The following is a 21731-nucleotide window of genomic DNA, read 5'->3' on the forward strand; positions in this document are numbered from 1 at the left end:
GTACAGCTGCCACCATTCCTTGCTTGGCCGCAAGCGGTGGCAGCTCCTCAGCAAAAGGAGCTCTACATGCATACCCTCAATCCGTCCAAAATTCGCGCCGCTGCACACCGTGCAATGGCTCTCGCCGCTTTACACGCCAATTCCAGCCTCGCAACACGCCTCACCCGTTACAACGACCACATGGCCAAAGCCCGCGCGCTCGAAGCCGCAGGCGGTGCCCAATGAACAGCCCCCTGAGTTGTGCCCTGCCCGAAGACCTGCTGTGCATCAGCAAAACCGTCGAAGCCGGCGTGCCTATCGACGCCATCACCTGTGCCATTGAACGCGCCGACTCGGTACTGACGCTGCTCGAGGACCACTTCGAAAGCGAATCTTCGCGCCTTGCCAATCACGTCATTGCTGCCGTCCTTTGGGACGTACGCGGTACCCTAGGCCTGATCAAGATGCTCGCCTTGCACGGCGACACCACCTCGATTCCTGCTGTGCAGAAAGGCGGTGCGCTATGAGCACTTCCACCACCCTTGGCCACGCCACCTTTTCCCGCGTCAACGCTACAGACTTAAAGCTGTTTCGGGTGAACGCCGGAGTTCCAGTCGAGGATGCACTGGAGATGGTGTCGCTGCTGCAGCATCACGCCAACCAGCTCACTTTCGACGCTGCCATGAGCGATCAAGGCGATCGTTTCAGCTGGCCAGCTCTGTACCTGGGCGAGATGGCCAAAGCTTTGATCGATGACATCAGCGACGCGCTGTTTCTGCAGAGGGCCGATACATGAGCCAACGCCCAAACAGCACCGCAAAACGTCCAAGCTTTGCCGACGTGAAGGTAGCCGCGCTGAAAGACATTGATCGTGTCCTTTCGCACTGGCTGCCCAACGGCAAGCGCATAGACGGCGGTAAGGAATACACAGCCCCGAATCCTACCCGCAGCGACAAGCGCGCCGGATCGCTCAAAATCAACTTGAGCAAGGGCAACTGGGCCGACTTCGCCACCGGCGACAAGGGCGGCGACCTGATCGATCTGGTGCGTTATTTGGACGGCGGCACTGACATCGAAGCCTGCAACAAGCTGGCTGACTTGCTGAGTATTTCGCCCGGCGCCGCACAGTCGAAGGCAACTCCTAGCAAGCCCAAAGCACCGACATGGAGCGCCATCCAGCCAATCCCGACCGAGGCCATTAACAAGTGCCCGGCCAAACACCGGGATCATGGTGTGCCGTCCAAGGTGTGGATCTACCGCGATGCTCAGGGCCAGCCCCTCATGGCGCTCTACCGCTTTGACCTCGGCCCCGATGAAGACGGCAAGCCGAAGAAGGTCTTTGCGCCATTGACGTGGTGTCAGCGCGCAGACAGCCAGACCAAGCAATGGCGCTGGCAGGGTCTGCCAGATCCGCGTCCCCTGCTACGCCTTGATGAACTGGCCCAGCGCGGCGACGCACCGGTTGTTCTGTGCGAAGGCGAGAAAGCCGCCGACGCCGCTACTGAACTGCTATCGGGCTACGTGGCCACCTGCTGGCCGAATGGCTCCAACTCTTGGCACAAAGCCGACCTGACACCACTCAAGGGTCGCGACGTTGTGTTGTGGCCGGACAATGACGACAGCGGCAAGGCCTGCATGGAAACCGTAGCCGAGAAGCTGCGCGGAATCGGCGCCGCCTCGGTCCGAGTCATCGCGCTGGACGTGTTCAAACGCAAGCCCACGCTGAAGAACGAACGCGCCGCCTTCGCCAAAGGTGGTCAATGGGACGATGGCGACGACGCGGCCGATGCACTCGCCAAAGGCTGGACAGCGGCCCATTTCACCGAACTGGAAAACAGCGGTGAACTGTTTGGTTTGGCTGTGGAAAAGTCGGCAACGGAGCAGGCTGAAACCAAGCCAGAATCGAAAACGAAAGCGGCGGCCAAGCGACCCGTAAAATCGAAAAATGACCTGATGCCCGGTGGTTTTCGCCTGACACCCGAGGGCGTGTTCTATGCTGGCGACGACGGCGAGGCACGCCCGGTGTGCTCGCCTCTAGCGATCCTTGCTCGTACACGTGACGAGAAGGGTTACAACTGGGGCTTGCTGGTCGAGTTCGACGATCCAGACGGCACCAAGAAGCGCTGGAACATCCCGGCGCGCACCATGACCGGCGACTTCGGCAAAGACGTGCTCGGTCCGTTGGTGGACATGGGGCTACGACTCGCCGGTAGCCGTTCGGGACGCAACGCACGCAACGACTTACAGAGCTACCTCGGCGGCTTCGACAGTGCACAGCGTGCGCGACTGGTCACCCGATTGGGTTGGCACGACAGCGCCTTTCTACTGCCTGAGCGGCAAGTCGGTACGCACAACGAACACCTGCACTTCTACGAGGCCGGTGCGCAGCTTCCGCCCATCAGCGAAGCGGGCACGCTGGAGCAATGGCAGCAACAGATCGGCGCGCTATGCATCGGTAATCATCGCCTGGCCTTTGTCGTTGGTGTGGCGTTCGCGGGTCCCCTGCTGCACATGCTCGGTCATGAGTCAGGCGGCTTTCATCTGTACGGCGACAGCTCGGGCGGCAAGACCACTCACCTGCAAGTTGCCGCCTCGATCTACGGCGGACCGCGCTTGGTGCGCTCATGGCGCTCCACCGACAACGCGCTGGAATCCATTGCCGCCGCGCATTCCGACGGCCTCCTGGTACTGGACGAAATCGGCATGTGCGATCCGCGCATCATCGGCGAGACGGTCTACATGCTCGGCAATGGCACCGGCAAGGCTCGCGCCAATGATCGAGGCCAAGCAGGCCGCCAGGTACAGGAGTGGCGCTTGCTGTTCCTCTCCACGGGCGAGAAGACCTTGGCCCAGCACATGGCTGAGGCCAACAAGGAGCTGAAAGCGGGCATGGAAGTGCGCATGCTCGCCGTCCCGGCCGATGCGAGCAAGGGCCTCGGCATGTTCGACGCGCTCAACGGCTTTGAAGATGCGGCAGCGTTATCTGACGCGCTCAAGGCACGGGTAGCGAACTACTACGGCACTCCGCTCACTGCCTTCCTTACGGCACTGTGCGAACCCGGCAAGCGTCACGGCTGGTCCGTCATCCTGCGCCGCACGCTGGAGGGTTTTATCGCCAAATCGCTCCCGGCTTCCGCCAGCGGACAGGCACACCGCGCTGCAGCTCGCTTCGGCCTCGCCGCTGCAGCGGGCGAGCTGGCCACAGCCATGGGCATCACCGGCTGGCCTGATGGAACCGCAACTACTGCGGCCCGAGTGTGTTTGAACGCCTGGTTAAACGAGCGTGGCGGCGCCGGTAACTTTGAGGGTGATGCGATCTTGGCGCGGCTGCGCCAGGTCATCGAGCGCTTCGGCGAAAGTCGCTTCACCCGCTGGGAGTCGGCGGCAGCAAAGATCGACGAACACGGCCCGCGCACCATCGACCGGCTTGGCTTTCGCAAGGCGCTGGAGCACGGGATGGGCGACACCATACACACCACCAATACTTATTACGTGCTACCTGAGATGTGGCGCTCCGAGATCTTCCGGGGCATGAACATCAGCGCTGTGAACAAGGAACTGCTGCAACTCGGCGTGCTGGAGCCGGGGAGCGACGGCAAGGCGTCGAGTTTGGTCCGGTTGCCCGGCCTCGGCCCGCAACGCTGCTACATCGTGAAGACGATTCCGGGAACGGATGAGGGCGAGGCTCGGGCTGCCTGAGGGCATCCCTCCTGATCGAGGTAGCGCCGGCTCATTCCCGGCCTCGCCAGCCGCTCAACCAACCCACAATCTAATTGCTTAGAGACCATCCAGATGAACGAGATTCAAGAACTGAAAGAGCGCCGCGAACCATTGACCATTGAGATAGAGAATCTCCAAGCAGGACCGCTTCCCGATGAAGTGGCCCTGGAGAGCCGCGAAACGACCGAACAATCGGATTGCAAAGAGACAATACGGATGAACGAAATCCAAGATCTGAAAGAGCTCCGCGGACGACTGAGCGTCGAGATGGAAAGTGTTCGAACTGAAATGATTCCCCTTGAGGCGGCGCTGGAAAGTACCGAAATCATTGAACAGGGTCGGGAACGCGAAGTGCGGGATCAGTACAACGAACGGAAAAGGAAGTTTGATTCGCTGAACCTGGAGATCCACATGCTGGATCGGAAGATTCACCGTCGGGAGAACCTCGCCAACCGAGAAACCTTGATGGCGAGCTACATAGATTCCATGGCGAACTGGAAAGCCGACGAACAAGAGCTCAACGAAAAACGTGTAAGTCTCAGTACTCGACTGGATCATATCCGTCAGCAGGCTCAAGAGGATTTAGCGAAGGCACGGCAGGCCGAGACATATGCGGCGACGGCGTATGCACAAGCGGTCGCTTGGGGCGACACCGAAGGCGAAACTAGCGCCAATGCCGATGCGCAAAAGGCCGCTAAGTGCCTTGCAACGGCAACCGAGCACCACCGACGTCAACAACTGATCATCACGGCGCTGGAGCAGGAACTGGTTACGGTGGAAGAACACATCACCGAAGCCCAACAGGAACACAGAAAGATCGAGCAGGACGCCATCCGGCTAGCTCACATGAGCCTGGAGGAGCAGTGGAACGAAGCGGCCGAAACGTTGTTCGATGTGGGGGGCAAGCTTTGGGCCTCTTACAATCTACTCAACCATGACCAGATCGGACTCATGAAGCTGGTCGTTCCAGAACAGGGGGAAAACTTCCACAGCTGGAACTGGCATGAGCTGTCAGAGCGTGCGCGTCAACACACAGTGCAAGACTTGCTGGCGATATAACGATCGTCTCACCTGAAACAGCCTGCGTACGCGGGCTGTTTAGGACACCGTGAGGACTAATACCTTGAATACTCCAATACAGAACAGCTTATCCCTCTCCGATACTCTGAAAGCAAGAAAATCCCACCTGATTGCATTGCTTCAGATAATTGACATCAAAGCAGATAAACGCACCAAAATACAGAGCCTCACCACAAATGCGATAAAAGCCGAAATAGATTACATTGATCTTCGTTTGAGAAAAAAAGAATAGCACTAAAGCGGAGCTCAATTGAGAGTTCCGACGCATACTTACCCGCTCAACATTCCAACAGCACCCACTGACACTAACCTTCCACACTTGCAGACAACGCGGCTTCCGCTTTGGCACATGTTACCGCTAGCTCAGGCTGTAGCTTTATAAGCAGCCTAACATGTGCCAACAATCGGATTGATTCTTCTCGAACCTTAGCCTCAAATGCAATTTCCGTTAACCAATCTCCTGCAAATTTTGCCCAACCAATAATATCCTTTATAGAAGCGGCTGCGATCATAGCAATCCTCATCTCATCTTCCAGACTTATATCTGCACCTTTTTGTCTTCTAGTCACCCTGGTTAAAATCCTTACTTCATCTGCAAGCTCTTTGCTACGAGTTACAGCTGCCACAGTAGCCAGACCACTGATCAATGAAAAAACTTTTGGATCAGTAACAGTCTGCTGCAGCTGATACTTAACCTTCCTTAATGCAGTCGCGGCTAAACGAGCATGATCAGAAGTAATATTAAACAAGAGTGAACAATTAACTAGGGACGAGAAAGAATCAGGGCTTACTCCATCTGCCGCGAGCTGGGCTTCTAAGTCTCGTAAAAGCTCCCTCGGCATTTCTGAGGTTGAAGCATGCCCCCCCTCTAAAGGCCCTGGCAGAAAAGAATGTGGGAATGTCAGAAGCTTCTGTTTACCACCGCTATCCTCATCAATTAAAAGCCTTCTTAACCGCAAAGATGAGACTTTATCTTGATTAATAGTAGCAATGTTCGCTATCCGTCCGAGAAACTCTGACTTAAGTTGATTTGGCGAGATAAAATCTGGCTGCCACCTAGGCTCCAATCTCATATCTATGAGAGATTGCAGAAAAAAAAGTGATCCCCGCAATCCATATACCCAACTCGCAAACTCATCAGGAATAGTTTTAGTTGCAACATATACTCGTTCAATTTGAGACGCGTGAGCGATTGCAGCGAGCCTAACCCAGTATGGAGGCCTATTGAAAAAAATCTTAGTTCTAGCTAACTCACCAATCACTAGGACTATCAAGCCCGAGAGAAATGAAAACCGCCCTGAAGCATCATCAGGATTATCTTCTAAAACCTCGTCGACCAAAACCTCTAAAATCGACTCAAGCTCTGGACGCTTATCCAAAAAAGTTAACCCTAACTCAATAGCACCAAGCTTTGAAAAAAAGTCCCCTCGCAACTCAATTGATTTAAATGCTGACACCACGTCCTCAATTGGCAAAGCACTCAAGTCAATATTTGAAATCAGTGAGGAGTGGCAAGAAGAAAGTAACGACAGCTCCAACCCCCTAGTATGGCACCAATGTATGAGTTGATCACTGTGAGTCTTTGCTCCTCCGGCCACATAAGTTGAAAGATCATCTTCCAACAATGGACAACCAACTAACCTCTCATAATAACGCACATCAAGGGGGACCAAGTCACTTAAAGTACATCGTCCAGATTCAATACTCTCAGATAAACATTCAGAAAAACTTAAAGGAGTTAGCGCTACGTCTTCACGATAATCATTATAGGCTTCTACCTCAAGAGGCGCCAAAGACATCAATTCATGCCAGTATTTTAAGGCGGATCCGTGTAAATTAATTAATTTTGCCTCTCTCGATAGAGCGCTCATACGAACTGACTTAAATGGCGATAACGGCCAAAAGTAGGGAAGCCTAACTTTTTTATCTTCAAGCTCCAGCAGAGTAAATTCGCGACCATCATTCGCCGATATACTTAACTCCCACGCACGCCCTTGTTCATCAAGCACTTCCTGCTTTATCTTTGAATCTGCCAATGCTTCTCGAACAACATCAAAAAAAATCTTGCTATCGAAAGACGCTTCAACTTCTTTTAACGTCAATATTGAAAAGGTTTGCATCCCAATACGTTTCTTAAAGTCAACATCATCAACCAATGATTCCCTTATGACCCCAGGAAACAAACTTAATACCAAATCAATATGGGAAGTATACTTGGCATCACTCATCTTCATTCCCCACGTCTGGTAGATTACAAAGTCCGTGTTCAATTACTCGCGCAGCTCTCAAAACCAGATCTTTATAAAGCGGACGATTCTCTTCTTTAATTTCTAACAACACCCGATGCTCTAGCCAATTCCAATAAGCCGCTCGAACCGACGCAGAACTATGGTTAGGTAAAATCATTAACGCCATTAGTTGCGATTCGTAACGCCCATCTAATTTTGCATCTTCCTCAGTTAGCCGATGTGCCCATTTCCGTATATCCATAATATCCATGAGCCAGCTGGATTTTGCTCTGGCAATGCTTTCATCGACTCCCTCGTACCACTGCAATTTCATGACCTCAAAACCCGCCTCGAAGAGTGAATTTAACCAAGGTAACTCTTGAGGAAGTTGCAACACATCAGTCATTCTAACGCGAAGTATGTTTTCGCGTATTGCTTTCAGCCCAGCACTCTCGACAATCTTACCACCAATAACTTTTGATTCTGATAAGTGATATTGCAGCTCAATTGGATCGAGAGGTATAAGAGCCATCCCGAAACGACGCATCTGCGTCTTGAACTCCACAAGTTGCACTTCACTGATCGCACCTTTCGCTTTCAGAAAACCCAATATATCTAGAGTTGTGAGTAAGCTGCGCGGAATTCCGCCTCCCTCAATCGTTACATATCTATTTATATATCTATCATCGGAGACAATTGCATCTACCGGCATATTTACATTTAGAATCGCCAAGCAAGGGTGAGAGCGCATGGGGCTCTCTTGAGCCTCGTCCTCTACCCTGTCTAATTTTCCAACTATTACTTTTCGAGAGTTAATACCATCTCGCAGTTTTTTCCGAAGATTCTCTACTACTGCCGCAGCTTGATAAGCTTGATTTTCGTGATCGATAAGCTCATCCGACTCTGTAATTTCACGCATAGAAATAAAAACTGTAAGCCCCGCCCTGCATAGTTTCGGCAGGAGTTTCAGATGCTGAAAATATGAAACAGTCAGATCATCTAAATATAAATGCGCTGAGTCTTTTATTTGCGGAGCACCAGGCCATGGCCGTTCTCGAGAAGAAAGAAACTCTGTACAAATATGCGCTTCAGTTGTAGTTAAAACTCCTCGCTCTATCAACTTCTCTATCACCGCCTGGCAATTACAAAGTTTACCTTGATATGCGGCCAGGTCAGCTTCTTCCTGCACTAGAGTACCTATCCTGTGCACTGGGGCAGGGTGCACCACTAGACGCTGCACTCCACCGTCGGGGAGCTCAGCAGAAGCATCTGTAAGCATTGACGCCAATGTTTCCCCTACCTCTATAGATAATGGAGTTGGAGTTAACATCGTTGCCTCATATCGCTTAAGGCTACCGAGTGAAATTAATTGTCGCACCTCATGTGCTTCCGTTACTTTGCTTGGCTGGTGAAATGACAGACGCCCTTTCTGCTCAAATAGCCATCCCAATAGACTATGTGATATAACAATTTCACTAAAGGTGTCAAAAACCAAAGGTGTAACACCCAACAACTCCGACGTAATTAATGCTGTAACATCCATAGCAATTTTCTTTGGCTCAGAATCAACAACGTTTCTAGAGCCCGAAAAGGCAAAGATAATACTCCGCTTTCTGACATCTGCTTTATTCTGATTGCTTAGGGCAGGACTTAGGAAAAAACTCAATAAACCTTGATTATTTAAACGAGCAGCCGCAAATATTGGAATTTCACCTTTGGATAGCTTTTCATACGCTTCGCTTGCTTGACTCTCCCAGCTTGGTTGCCTATCGACGATGTCTTGCAAAGTCATCTTCAGAACAGGACCGCTCTCGTCTGACATATCGCTGGCCGCTTGCATCCAGCTAAAGACCTTGTCACTTTCTTCCCATCCACACTCTGTGGCAATGCCATAACATGCTATCAAAATAGCGGGATCTGCCGCACCTTTTTGCGCGGCCTCATAGACCAACTCCTTTAGTCGAGGCGACTCGATAAGCTGTGCAAGCTTAGCTGCCTGGATTAGGTCTTTTGCGGATCTTTCATTCCTACAATTCCACTCTTCCTCGACATTAACCTGTAGTGATTCCCAATCGCCTGAAGCAACGGCAATATTGATCGTCAACATGTGTTGCTTCGAATCACTGAAACTCCTCTTTAGTTGTTGGAGCGCATCGCGAGCTTCTAGTAACAAACCGCTTTCATAGAAGCTCCAGCAACGAAGCCTTTGAACTTCCTCTGACTGCTCTAAAAATATAGAAAATTCGCTCAAAAACTCTAGAAGCTCATTTAGCTTTCCAGCATTATAGAGTGATATGACGTAACGTTTTGCATCAACAACATCATGGGTAAGATCGAATTTAGCACGGCCATACTCAAGCAACTTAACCCAGTCCTGTTGCGTTTCAAGCATCAATACTAAGTTATTTAAATCTGTTATTGATTTGCTTGATTCATACAAGGCAATTTGGTGTGCAATTGAATCTGTATCAGGGGCTTCAAAAACAAGTCTTTCCATTCGAATCTTTTCAAGCTCAGTCAATCCTTTACCAACAAGATCTTCGAGCCGTTTTTCAGCAGATTTCTTTTGACCAGACTGAATTAACATGTCTATTTCTAGAAAGCCAACTGCCTTGTAATTCAGCTGTTCCAGTAGTTGAGCTCTATGCCGGTCAATATACGCTGCTACTTCCCGCGGACTACTCTGCTTAAATGCAAGCGCAAACCTAGCAACAGCAGCATCAGCAGATCTCCCTCCACTTAATGCTGTTTTTCGCTCAATTTCCCTTTCAAGAGCGACTAAGTCAATGTTCAATCCGAACTGAAGCGCTAGCGGGAAGCGTCTCAATGAAGCATCTGGGTCTCTCATGCTTTTTTCAAGCTCGCTGCGTGCCAAATCGAAGCGATCTTGATCTCTAAGAGCAAGCCACAATGCGCTGTCACTGGCAGTATTTGATGCATCAACAGCACCTAATACAGCTGCATAATTAGCTCCTTTCTCGAAAAGCTCTTGGGCTTTACGCCTATGCTGAATTGCATTTTGGTCGCCGGCTAAGGGAAAAATTTTAGCTTCAAAGGGGGGCGTATAAATTATTTGCGCACGTAGTTCTTCTGGAACCGCCTGGGCTAAATGTGTAATTGCTGCCAAGTGGATTAGAGCTGGGGCAATGTCATATTCAGATTCGGTTGTTGACTCGATCGTTTGTAAGGCGCCCCCCCAGTCCTCTCTATCAATAAAACTTTGAACTAGAAAAAATTTACCATCGGCGTCCAAATCATTTGAAGTTAACCCAGAGCTTTTGAACCACTTTAAAGCTGCATCGAAACCTTCTTTATTTCTCACCAATATAAAAGCTGCCGACCTTGCGACTATAGTCTTTAAGTTGCTTAAGGACTCAAGCGCCGAAGAAAATGCACCATTGTTTGCGTCTACAAAGGCCTTAGCTATTACGACCGCTTCGCCGCCTTTAGAATGCTCGATACTTTGTAAGATATCCTTCGCCAACTGGAGATCAATTACCGACAAAAAGCGAGCGCACCAACTTAGCACCTCCACCTTCACAGAAGTTGATGCTCTAGCCAAATCACCACCTTGGATGTCGTCTACGAGCTTTCTAGTTTGCGCGTGCAAATCAAATCCAACGAAAAACCGCGTTTTCAAGATTAACAGGAGTCGTTGTTTTGCTTCAGCATCAATAATTTTTGTGGATTCACCATCTAAATCTTTAGGTCGAGCCGCCAATAATTCAACGGAGTTTATTGCTTTGCGCACTTCCCCAAAAGCTTCCGCCTGCCTTTCGGAGGCCTCAGTTAATAAGCTGATTGCCGTCGTTTGCTTTTTGATATCTTCGGAAATCAGAACATCTTTGTGCATCATCTCGAATGGCTTACATACAAAATTCCCGACATGCACATAAACTTCCGCCTCTCTACTAGGAGGTTTAGAAATAAGTATATGATCTGCATCTATAGGGATCGGAACACTATTTACTCCTGGATCAGAGCTATCCGGCAGGACAATATGACCAATCCATTCCGGCAGCTTTACGCCGCACAGACTTATCGACCGAGTTTCGGTAAGTATGAGGTTTTCTACATTGTTTTCTATGCAATATTGTCTATACCAGTTATTTAAATCACGGAGATATGGATCGTTACGTTCAAGAGCTTTGGTCGAAGAGGAACGTCGTAGTAAGGGACCAAAAATTTTAGCAAAATTAGCCAGACCAGCACCAAAATGAGGTGTACCCAGAAAGACCACACGCCGTACTCGGTGCAAAAATGATTCTGTTATACGATTCCGCGACTTATCTCTTTCTGCACTTCTTAGAAGCTGTTTTATTACTAAACCGCCTAGGCTATGACCCACGAAGATGATATTACCGCCGGTTAAACGTCGTTCTGCCAAAATAAGCGGTAGGATATTTTCTGCTCTATCTGGCAAGTGCATACTCGAACCCTGCCACCTGCTCGCTGCCGAATCGTAGCCAATACTCCAGACTCCAACATGTTTAAAGTCTATCGAAAGCCAGCAAGGCCAAAGTTCGAACGGCGCGCGGCTAGACAGCCATGTTTTTTCTTTGTCTCCATCCAAACCGTGCAAAAAAATAACGTGTGTTGTCACGCCATCATAGTTATCCGACAATGCTGATAAGTCCGCCAGAACATCCTCCACTTGCTCAAAATGAGCGATAAACCATGCCTACCAATAACAGAACTCACGCAAATCCCGACAAATCATGTTTCGGTAAAAAACAATATACCTTACTCCAGGCCATCACCGAATTTCGTTTGTTTCGTAAATACACCTGCCTATGAGCCCACCATCATTGTAGCTACCTAGTTAGGCAGCAGCGCTGCTCGATAGCTCAAATCCGCCAGCCAAAGATCCTGCATTCTGTTGTAACACCAACCGCGTAGTAACACCCACCGCTTATAAAGCTCAACACACTGTGTAACGACAATAATACCTAATAAATTCAATTAGTTAGCCTTGCTCGTGACACCTGTAACAGACGTAACATCATTTATTTTTGGCCCCAGCACCCCGTCGGTTAGGTCGCCATCAGCGTGAGACGGCGATACCAATGTGTGATCACGACATCCGAAGGGCCCTAGCAAAATTTTACTCGACACGTAGCCGGAAACCCGCAGAACCTTGTTAGCGGAAAAACTCCCAACTTAGTGAGCAGGTTAGCCCGGTGAACTGCATGCATTATCAAATGGATGATCTCAGGCTACCGTTACCGATGCGGTAACGATCTTCGTTTTTCTTCAAAATCGTTTCAATTTCAAGGTTGAAATTTCAGTAAGCTGGGGCGACTACCACTAACAGGACCCCGCGGGTTTCCGACCCCGTGTATTTCTAAAGTGTGCAGGGTCCCCAGCGCTATATTTATCAGAACCTGTAAGGAATCAATAACCACCATCCTCGTCTCCAATCACAGCGGCTTTTGGCTTATAGGTATGCGGAGCATCTATATCCAAAAATGTGACATCGAGGTTCTTAAATAATTTTGCGACGGGATCAGCGATAATATTTGAGGCATTTACTAGATGTGGAAGCCAGTCGCGACGATAGCACTCATATGCAAACAGCCAATGATCCTGCTCAAAGCAATCATCAACTAGCCATCCCTCCCACAATAGAGACGTGAATCCAGGATCGAAAACTCCCACCTCTCGCGCACGCATTGAAGCAGTAGCTACACAACCATCATCCATACGGGAAATAACAGTTTGGGATACATCACTTAAGGCTATTCCTAATAACATACATGCCCATACGCTCCATACAACTTCGCTACCATGACCAACTGGAGCACTAGCTTGAACTAACGCGTTAATTGCCCGAGAAGCAATATTTTTGTCGAGGGCATGCCCACCGTGTTCCATATTCAGAAGCAAGACATCAAGAACAATACGCAAACATCCTGGGTCTAACGCAATGCATTGCCATAAAAGACTTTGGGCCAACTCCCACTGCCCATCTGCTGCCGTCACACTTTTAAGAGCCGCGATACTATATCGAAGGACCCCTTCAGTCGGATTTTGACGAGCAAGCCCGAATGCGCTATTAAAATAGTCAATCCACTCAAATGACGACGCACCATGATACGCCGGAATCATTGGCCTTAACTTACTAACATAAATTGATTCAAGCTCACTAGGCAATTCAAAAATAGCCGTTTTATTACCATTAAGCTGGAGCTCCCGCTCATACAGCTGCGCCTCCAGCATAATTAGTGCATTCTCAGCATCGGACAATGTCGAAAAAGACAACTCAATATCATCAATAAACCTAACACCACCAACAATTTTACATTCAGAGACTAATTTCGCGTCGATCGAGCTAAGCAATAACTCAGCAATGCCAAGTGAGGTATCTGGCCCTATCGCAATCCCTTTAGTCTGACCCGACTGACATGCCTGCAACTCTTTATCTATAACATTCCCACAGAGAGTAAGATCTCGGGGGCGTGCTTTTGCAATTGCCTTAGTGTGTAAAGCCCATGGAATCGTATGTGTGTAAATAGATGAGTAAAATTGCGATATATCTGCTCGCAGAATATATCTGGCTCCGACACGAGTAATTGCACGTGCGATAGCTCGATCCGAGGCACTGGACGCAATTGCTCTCAACCCTTGAGGGTCATACTGAGGGCGAGTATGAGAGAACGGTGATTTCGCCCATTCTGTTGCCAGCTGAGCGTTGTGTGTGGCAAAAACATTAGCGAGTCGAAAGTAATTTGACGGATTTGGGATGGTGAGACGCCGACGAAGCCCACCTACTCTCGACAAATTATGATGCATCGGCTGCGTCCAAACGGCTTGAACCTTCGTCAAATTTTCGGGCAGTTGCCCCGTAAATCGTCCAACGTAACCTAAGGTTGCTGAGGAAAACAAAGGTGGTAATTCTCGAGGTAAAAATCCCTTTTCTAACAGCGCTTCTAGCATGAATGATCCCCGAGTGTTTTTGGCCAATGGTGGCAACATGAAATTACCACCGGGGGAACCTGCCGGATAGGCCTTGGTAGGACAACACTTCGCTTGGGAAGGCTTTGGAGATAGTCGGAGCAAAAGCAAAAACGTATCCGCACCAAAGCAAACCCTGTATCCCTACCTGTATCCCTAATTGTACAATCTCGCTACAAGGCACGAATTATATGGAACGCACGAGTCTCCCTCGGGCACCAAAATTAAGAAAGGCCTTGCTTAGCAAGGCCTTTTTTTTCGCCCGCGATAATGTGCCTGACACCCCACCGACCTGTGTAGGAGCTGCCGAAGGCTGCGATCTCTTGATCTTGCTTCTCTTCCACGCGGGCCACGTCCGCGGAACATTTCACAAGGATTCCCTCCATGGAATTGCACCTGGAAACCGTCGCCCTCTTCTCCCTCAAACTGGCTTACGAATCGGAAGATTCAAGCCCGATTTTGCGTGACGATCTGGTCATGGGCGATTACCAGCGGGATGTGTTTGAGTTGCTGGTGCGGCGGGGGGATGTTGAGGGGATTCAGGTGAAGGTGGGTGAGTGTGTTGGGTTGGCGCTGGGCGCAGTAGGCGGTGCTAAAACGCTGCTGGGGCGCGAGCTGCATAGGCTGTTCGCTGATTTTAGTAATGCGCTGACAATGGAGCAGCTTGATACTCCGCTCATTGCGCTTATGGACTACTTGAAAGAAATTCAGTGAGTAATGAGACTGCCCGAAGAGGCGAACCCCGTATTCATGGACCGCGCCGGATGGCGCACATTGACTTGTAACTGAAAGAAAAATGGGACACGCTGAGCGGCAATTAGCCATTACTCCACGGATGAATGATGAGTAAAATTCTGATCCATTTTGACGGTGAAATCACAAAACAACATCGTGTGACTCTACGTACTCTTGGTAAAAGTCTGCACCACCTTCAAGCCGCAGTTGATCGAGCATACCTAGACACCAAATATGGGCAGGTCTGGAAAAATGCTCGTATGTCCAAAGAGGATTACGTCGAGACGGCTCTTTGGTCACAGGCACCTCAAGAAGGTGGGTTTGTTATAGATTTTATCAATGACAGCCCAAAAATCAGGCAAACCTTGAGCCGGATGATAAACGCAATAAGCCCAGCTATTGAGAAATCAAAACAGGCTAGTTTGGTAAATGCTGGCACTCTAGCCGAACAAGCGTCGATAAGATCCCAACAAATAACAGCTGGAATTTATGAGCCACTTGGATATGAAACTTTCAAGCCTTCATTAAATCCCTATGGCGACCGCGCCATTAACAAAGAAATCGATCAGATACTAGGGATAATTCGTTCCCCAGGCGCGGGAAAAAGCACGATTGAATTAGAAATAACGCCCGAAACCTCGACGACAAAATTTTCTTTCAACAAAATCAATAGCCAAAATTTTCACGCTGTAGTTTCCAAGCGAAACCTTGGTGAACCACTCTCATTCGAAGTAGTCGTTCACGAGCTAGACCATAAAAATAAAAACGGAACTGTAACCAATATCAGCAATGGGAAATCAATAAAATTACATTTCGCCGACGAGGCATCCTTCCTAAACATAAAGAACTATCTCGGCAGCCCAGAACACCTTAAATTTGTCGGATGCCCAATTTACGAAGGTGGCGCATTTGATGCGACAGCAGGTGATATTTTCTTTATTGGACTAACACAATGGAACAATTAATTGAATACTGCAAGCAACGCTTTTTAGACGAGTTTGAATATAAATTCTCCTTATCCAATATTTTGTGCTGGGCACTATATTTGTGCTCCATATATGTTTATTACGACATGAAGGAAACATCGCTATTCAAAGGTTTGAGTGGGGTACCAATAAGTAGCCTGTTCGATATAAAAAATGGCGTACTCCCTGACATGAGCATAATAATCATTATTTCATCGTTGATTTTTGTTTATGTCATCACTACGGGAGTCAGAGCACTCACTGAATTCATGTTTTATCTATTCTGCCTATCTCACTCGCTTGATACACACCTTGTAAAGCTAGTGGAAAAATTTCGGACTATAAATAAGGGAGATGAAACCGCTTTAAAATATATTGAAAAAGAATCCTCTTCAAAACTATCTGAAAACTCAAAAATCTTACGTCGACGCCAGAACTTCGCAGAAATATTGATAACCGTTTTTGTATGCAGCTGGCTTAGTTTTAGATTTGATATTGGAAACATTGCCATAGCGTTCGCAAGTGCTTTACTTTTCATAACTTCAACATGGAGCTCATTCAAATTCTTTTTAAGCCACGTATTACCATACTATGTTGCAGCCAAATTTCTCACTAATGAAACCCCCATTTTAGGAGAAGGCTTTTCGGAAGCGACGAAATAGCAACAAAAATTCATCGTGCACTAACAGCACTATAAAAGTAAGCGCTCCATAAACCCCACATTAAAGTCACCACCTGATCCCCGATGCTGTGCTCCCGATTCCTTTCCGGAGCCAGCAGCTCATGATGCGTCCCGACGCAAAAGTCGAAAAAGTCTATCTCTACTCCAAGCCCGTCGACTTCCGAAAATCCATCGACGACGTCGCCGCTCTGGTCGAACTGGACATCAAGGTGCGGTGTTTGACCCGGTGCTTTGTTAGCGCTCCATGAACCCCACCTATTCAAAAATAGGCGGCACGCTTAGAGAGGCGATGCGGGCGAGCAGTTCCAAGGCAGCAAGGCTTCGTAATCTTCAACCGAGGTTGCCTGCGGCAGGCGTTCAAGTGCGTGGCGCAGCCACGCATAGGGCTCTTAGTGAAAAAGGTGACTAGTGAAAAAGGTGACAGATTTATTTTCAAGGAAATAAATCTGTCACCTTTTTGCACGTCACCTTTTCGCACCCCCTACGACTATAAATTTTAACTAATTACTCTCCAAGGCCTGCCGAATTACTTGCGCTCGATAACTTGATTCCTTAGCGTTGGCTCCACCATCGCGAAACTGGCTAGCCTTAAGCCATCCACCTTCCGACCACACAACAACATAAATCCACAGTCACATCACTTGAGCACTCCTGATTTCCACAACGTCACGAGTAACGCTAAGGAGGTAAATAGTCCTACAGCACTCCACATAAGCACGATGAGCTTGCGCCTGAGTGAAACGGGAAAGCTTTCTATATCTTCAGCACCGGCGATACCGTGTTTTACAAAAAAGCGGGGGAATGTAAGGACGCTGCATGCTGAACCCACTAACTGGAGCTTTCCCCAAGGGCCCTTGTATATGCGTGTGGAAAGGGTTATGGCTGAAGAACTGTTTTTGAAAGAATTCAGCAACACATCGGTTTTTGTGTAGCCAAGATATAGCGCAACTGCGAGCCAGACAAACATGCTGATGAGCACAACTCCACACGAACTGCCGACAACCAGTTCCGCAGTAGTCATTTCAAATTCTCATAAACAAGTTCGCCGATTATTTCGCCACCCATCTCACCAAGCGTGCCGCCAGCAAAAGAACCAATGCCAACCGCGATGACACTGCACGCCAGGAGACCGACACCTGCTGTCGCTACCCCCAGCCCAATGCAAAGCCCGCCAACTGCAGAAGTAGTTAGTAATGCACCTGCCATGGCACCACCAGCGATCCCCCCAGCAAAACTCCCCGTTTCCGTGAACCTGATTCGTTCGCATGCTTCGGTTTTTCCCACCGAACACACATCCTGCACCTTCAGGGCCGACGCCCCTCCACCGACCGCAGTGCCAACCCAGCCACCGTATTTGAGGTACTTGGAAGCCCTGGCCACACCCTCCAGATGAGTGGCATATCCCGGTATCCGCCCCACGCCGCCAGCGTCAGTCCATCGATGAACTAGAGTGGGAGGCGAAAGGAACATTGCACGATTCAAATTGGGATGGTCGGGGAAACCGATACCTTTGCGCGTCAGACTCGTCATGTGGATATCGAGTTGAGCGAGCAGTTTTTGGCGCTCTGCCAGAAACGTCGGTGAGTTCAGGTGGCCATCGCGCAGAAATGAATGCTGATGCAACGCTTCGATTTTTTTCAGGGTGTCGCTGACGTTATCCAGATTGTTTTTGAGTACACTCGCACCAACGCCGATTGCGGTCGAGCCATGTCCCAGGAAGGTCTGAATGGCATCACGGTGTTGCACCATGAAGTCCGCTTCTTCCGGGCTGAGCGTTTCTAGTATTTGGTTGGTCCTGGCCGCTACATCCATGAGCAGGGCTTCTTCACGGGTGCATTGGTAATTTTTGGGGTCGCTCAGCACGATCATCGAACCGGCCTTGACGTCGCGCAAGTACGGGTTGAGTAGCTTGAATTTACCCATAACCGCCGGGTCACGCAGGGTGAACAAGGAGGCTTCCAGCTCTTCGCGGGTGGTGCTTTTGGGCACGATGTAGAAGCCCGGTTCCTGGGCGGCTGCACTTCCCGAGGACACTGGCTTGGGTGTGCTCGACGCGGACGCGAAACCGGTTGATCGTGGCGCTGCCGAATTGCCGGCGAGAGGTGTGGTCGGTTGGGACGCGGCCCTTGTGGCCTGGGGCGCAGCACTGTGGCTCGACTCATAACTGGCGGTGAAAACCGACGGGATCAACCTGGCTCTGCACGGGCAGGTGCTGTAGCTGTCCAGCGAGCCCGCCACGATCCTGCCATGACTGTTAATGTAGGAGACGCCTCCCACGATCTTGTAGGTTTCGTCGTTTTTTCCGCAGGAAACGCGGTCACCTTCACGCGCATGGGCAATACCAAACATCATGACACGTGTGTCGGCTTCTAAAACCTTTCCGCCGCAAGTGGTCTCGTCACCCAGGCGAATGAAATGTCCTTTGGCCATTGCTGATCTCCCTCTCTAAGGGCTCCCCAATGATGGAAAGCGCGCCACTGTTAACGATCGCTAAGCCGGCTCGGGATGAGCGGCTTAGCGCAAAATACGCGGACAGAGAGGAAACTCAAGATGGCCTAGAAAATCAGGAAAAATCCCACAAAGTAGGCGGAAAAAGGCGACAACAATGGAGATAAGGCAAATACCCGTTCGTGCCTGGTTCCTAAAAAAGGGAAATTCAAAACGAAACGCCCTTCGCCCCACCATCTTCTCGGCGGCAGGTCATGTACTGCTCGATTGATGGTTGCACCAGTTGTGACTGCACGATACCCTTCCGCTGTCGCTGCCAATTCAGCGACCGGGTGTGAGAGCCCGAAACAATCAAGGCGCAAAGCGCCCCAAAACCTGTCGTGGCGTTTTTTTTCGTCTGCGATATGGCTTTATGGCGGCTGTGCGTGGGAGACCTTCGGGTCTACCGGTTGCCTTGATTGCCGGTTTCTCACCCCGCGCACGGCTGTCACCCAAGCCCGTGAGAAGGCTCGTGGCAGCTCCTCAAATCAAGGATGTTGACCATGACCAAGACAAATCCGTTTGAAATTTGGCTTTCCCCTCTACGCAATCCCCAATCGCGTAACGCCCTCCCCCATTGCCTCTCCCTCCTCGGAGGTGGCCAATGAGCGAACAACCCGAACTCAAGACCATCGGCCTGACACCCGCGATCTACTGCGCGGATCAACCACTGTTCCACGTCACTCGCGGCGTTCCTCTCGGCGATGCATTGTCCATGGCCTCCGATTTTCTGTTCCTGGCCAAGACGCTCACTGAAGATGCTGCCTACGCCAGAGACACCGACCGCCATGCCTGGGCTGCGCATTATCTGACTTCGATGAGTAAGGCGTTGGTGGATGATGCGGTGAAGGTGCTAACGCGGGATCGGGTTTGTGTGCCGGTGTCCAAGAAGGCGGGAGAGAATGCTGAGGCTTAGTGTTTGGGCCTGTGGGTTGTGGGTGGTGGGTTGTTTGCGATGGTGGTAGCTGATTCAGCATTTGTGTTGGCTGAGCTGGCGCTATCGCGGGCAAGCCCGCTCCCACAGGGGTTGTGGTCAGTGGGAGGCATTGGTTGGACCTGGTGTGTGAGCGGGTTTGCGGTGCATCTCAGCATTGAGGGCGGTTGGGCTGGCGCTATCGCCAGCAGGGCTAGCTTGTATGTTTAGACTTGAAGGGGTGGGCGGGACTAAAAGAGAGGGTAATAGCCCCCCCCCGAGTTTCGGGATTTGTATCGATGCCAGTTAGATCCCGAACAGTTTTCGAGGAAAGCCAGTTTCATCTGGAAACCCCATCGCTTTGAAAGTGCAGCCGGGCATAGCAGGCTTGCGATCGATCAGATCCGCAACGTCGTTGATCCAGGTCGAAGCGGGGGCGATCTTCTGTAGTAGAAACCATGTGACCGCAATTAACCCGTACAGCCGCTTCAGCGCATGCTGATCCAGCCCCAATACCTGGAAATACGGCTCCAAGGGGACCGATAACGGGTTACCCGAAGCCTGATTCCAGATGCGGGTATGGTGAGCACAGCGGTTGCGCAAATGGCTGATCTGCTGCATCCACCGGCTGAGCATCTTGGCGTTGTTCAAACCGAGGCGTGCGAGTATTAGATTCTGATATTTGCTGGTGAGCAGCTCGAAGAACTCCGAAAGATCCCCGAAGTCCCAAGCTTCCACGGCGACCCAAACAGGAATGGACTTACCGGCTCGCAAGTGCCACTGAATGCAGTCTTCCTTGCTCCGCGCAATATGCGACTGCTGTTTCAGACTCCACTCTGTCCACTTGTTCCGCGCTTTACCACGGCTGTCCGTGTATGGCTGGGTCCATTTGTACAGAATGAATTTCACATTGGTGTAGGCCATCGGGTCGTGATACCCAACCTCGTGAGCCGTTATGGTCTTGAGGTGGACCTCCAGGCGCTCGACCGCATCCAGCATGAGCATTCGCAATCGTTTATCGAACTGGTAAAGGTCTACGATCGCATCGAAAGAGGTGGCCGCTTGGAAAGTGTCCAGACGAAGAGGCTTGCCCGCGACCGGGCAGACTTCTTGCTGAAGGCCGTTCATTTTGAATTCCCGCGCCGGGTACCAGAATCCGCTGAGGCGGTAATACCCTAGCTGCGCGAGTTTGCGTTCTGCACGTGACGGGTCATCGATTTGCTGGTCAGGAGCGCAACCATGTCTGGATACGTAAGGAAAGGCTTCGGAGGGGCTGGATTAGGCAACGTCCATGTTCCATAAACAAGAAGGCCCGAACGTAATGCCGGACTGAACCAGCACCAGAGGATCGGGCGCGATTGGGATCCATGCTGCCGTAGCCTAATGACTATGTCAATGTCAATGTCAATGTCAATGTCAATGTCGACATCACATTAAACGCGGCAAACGTCAGGGTTCATTCGTGATTCGGCGGTTTGTTACAGGTTACATCCACCTCTTACAGCGGCCTGAACAGAGCACTGCGGTTGTTGTCAGGCCATTGCGAAAAAGCAGGGGGCTGCTGATTTTTTGAAGGCGATGATTGAGGCGCTGTTTGATGATGCTATGAAGTGCTGACGCGGGCTCGGACTTCTGCGTCGACCTCCAAGCGGGGGCATTCAACAAGGAAAGTGGATACCTTGCGTTATTCGCGAGCAAGCTCGCTCCTACAAAGGACAGCGTAGTGGATCAACGCATCTGCTCCCTGAAAATACCTACGGTTCTGATACTTCTTCTCCCCTGCAATGCTTGCTATATATCAGCCATCGACAGGCCCTTTGGGCATTAGGCCAGTGCGTGAACGCCCCGTGCACCACTCATCTAGACTTAATGGATAGTCGTAGGCAGAACCGAGTACGTCGCTTTGGTGCAATGCGATCAACAGCGGCGTGGCAAGCTGCCCTTTATGCCCAGTAGAGGCGCGGCGAAGACCGTGCCGGGCACAACAA

General features: G+C 50.2%; 16 protein-coding genes and 1 pseudogene. 10 read left to right on the forward strand and 7 right to left on the reverse strand.

The genetic code is table 11. The features are described from left to right. The first annotated feature begins 66 nt into the window (after positions 1–66). The 5 genes from SOP85_RS09680 (at position 67) to SOP85_RS09700 (ending at position 4758) form a co-directional block, all read left to right on the forward strand. Positions 67–225, forward strand: a complete 159-nt coding sequence (locus SOP85_RS09680) for a hypothetical protein (RefSeq protein ID WP_177327479.1) — start codon at positions 67–69, stop codon at positions 223–225. After that, the gene (locus SOP85_RS09685) at positions 222–506 is read left to right on the forward strand and encodes a hypothetical protein (protein WP_323626785.1); all 285 of its coding nucleotides are present in this window, start codon (positions 222–224) and stop codon (positions 504–506) included. The genes SOP85_RS09680 and SOP85_RS09685 overlap by 4 nt, the downstream gene beginning before the upstream one ends. Next, a complete protein-coding gene (locus tag SOP85_RS09690; protein ID WP_323626786.1) occupies positions 503–775 on the forward strand; it encodes a DUF3077 domain-containing protein in 273 nt (90 codons plus the stop codon). The genes SOP85_RS09685 and SOP85_RS09690 overlap by 4 nt, the downstream gene beginning before the upstream one ends. Next, positions 772–3678, forward strand: coding sequence for a DUF927 domain-containing protein (locus SOP85_RS09695; RefSeq protein WP_323626787.1), 2907 nt, complete (start codon positions 772–774; stop codon positions 3676–3678). The genes SOP85_RS09690 and SOP85_RS09695 overlap by 4 nt, the downstream gene beginning before the upstream one ends. Positions 3679–3915: 237 nt before the next feature. Next, entirely contained in the window at positions 3916–4758 is an 843-nt protein-coding gene (locus SOP85_RS09700) for a chromosome segregation protein SMC (RefSeq protein WP_323626813.1), read from the forward strand. 326 nt (positions 4759–5084) lie between these two features. On the opposite strand, the gene SOP85_RS09705 is transcribed toward SOP85_RS09700, so the two are convergent. The 3 genes from SOP85_RS09705 to SOP85_RS09715 form a co-directional block, all read right to left on the reverse strand. Further along, positions 5085–7007, reverse strand: a complete 1923-nt coding sequence (locus SOP85_RS09705) for a hypothetical protein (protein ID WP_323626789.1) — start codon at positions 7005–7007, stop codon at positions 5085–5087. After that, complete coding sequence (locus SOP85_RS09710; protein WP_323626790.1) at positions 7000–11631, reverse strand: HTH domain-containing protein; 4632 nt, start codon at positions 11629–11631, stop codon at positions 7000–7002. Before SOP85_RS09710 ends, SOP85_RS09705 begins: the two co-directional genes overlap by 8 nt. 770 nt (positions 11632–12401) lie before the next feature. Further along, on the reverse strand, positions 12402–13943 hold the full coding sequence (locus SOP85_RS09715; protein WP_323626791.1) for an RNA-directed DNA polymerase: 1542 nt from the start codon (positions 13941–13943) through the stop codon (positions 12402–12404). A gap of 402 nt (positions 13944–14345) precedes the next feature. Between SOP85_RS09715 and SOP85_RS09720 the strand changes: the two genes are divergently transcribed. From SOP85_RS09720 to SOP85_RS09735, 4 genes are all read left to right on the forward strand, one after another. Beyond that, a complete protein-coding gene (locus SOP85_RS09720) occupies positions 14346–14675 on the forward strand; it encodes a hypothetical protein (protein ID WP_323626792.1) in 330 nt (109 codons plus the stop codon). Positions 14676–14803: 128 nt separating this feature from the next. Continuing rightward, complete coding sequence (locus SOP85_RS09725; protein WP_323626793.1) at positions 14804–15661, forward strand: hypothetical protein; 858 nt, start codon at positions 14804–14806, stop codon at positions 15659–15661. Beyond that, positions 15649–16323, forward strand: coding sequence for a hypothetical protein (locus SOP85_RS09730; RefSeq protein ID WP_323626794.1), 675 nt, complete (start codon positions 15649–15651; stop codon positions 16321–16323). Before SOP85_RS09725 ends, SOP85_RS09730 begins: the two co-directional genes overlap by 13 nt. A gap of 121 nt (positions 16324–16444) precedes the next feature. Further along, positions 16445–16591: a hypothetical protein gene (locus SOP85_RS09735; RefSeq protein WP_323626795.1), complete on the forward strand. Its 147-nt coding sequence runs from the start codon at positions 16445–16447 to the stop codon at positions 16589–16591. A 30-nt stretch (positions 16592–16621) separates the two neighbouring features. On the opposite strand, the pseudogene SOP85_RS09740 reads toward SOP85_RS09735, so the two are convergent. The 3 genes and pseudogenes from SOP85_RS09740 to SOP85_RS09750 all read right to left on the reverse strand — a co-directional run. Further along, positions 16622–16732, reverse strand: a pseudogene (locus SOP85_RS09740) (transposase domain-containing protein); the annotation flags it as partial. A gap of 248 nt (positions 16733–16980) precedes the next feature. Then, the gene (locus SOP85_RS09745; protein WP_046820406.1) at positions 16981–17364 is read right to left on the reverse strand and encodes a hypothetical protein; all 384 of its coding nucleotides are present in this window, start codon (positions 17362–17364) and stop codon (positions 16981–16983) included. Beyond that, a complete protein-coding gene (locus SOP85_RS09750; RefSeq protein WP_323626796.1) occupies positions 17361–18773 on the reverse strand; it encodes a PAAR domain-containing protein in 1413 nt (470 codons plus the stop codon). Before SOP85_RS09750 ends, SOP85_RS09745 begins: the two co-directional genes overlap by 4 nt. A gap of 661 nt (positions 18774–19434) precedes the next feature. Between SOP85_RS09750 and SOP85_RS09755 the strand changes: the two genes are divergently transcribed. After that, complete coding sequence (locus SOP85_RS09755) at positions 19435–19746, forward strand: DUF3077 domain-containing protein (RefSeq protein WP_046820408.1); 312 nt, start codon at positions 19435–19437, stop codon at positions 19744–19746. 303 nt (positions 19747–20049) lie between these two features. On the opposite strand, the gene SOP85_RS09760 is transcribed toward SOP85_RS09755, so the two are convergent. After that, entirely contained in the window at positions 20050–20961 is a 912-nt protein-coding gene (locus SOP85_RS09760) for an Abi family protein (protein ID WP_323626814.1), read from the reverse strand. Positions 20962–21731: the final 770 nt, after the last annotated feature.

Origin of the sequence: Pseudomonas sp. YuFO20 (genome assembly GCF_035064975.1) — a bacterium.
Lineage (GTDB): Bacteria > Pseudomonadota > Gammaproteobacteria > Pseudomonadales > Pseudomonadaceae > Aquipseudomonas > Aquipseudomonas putida_AE.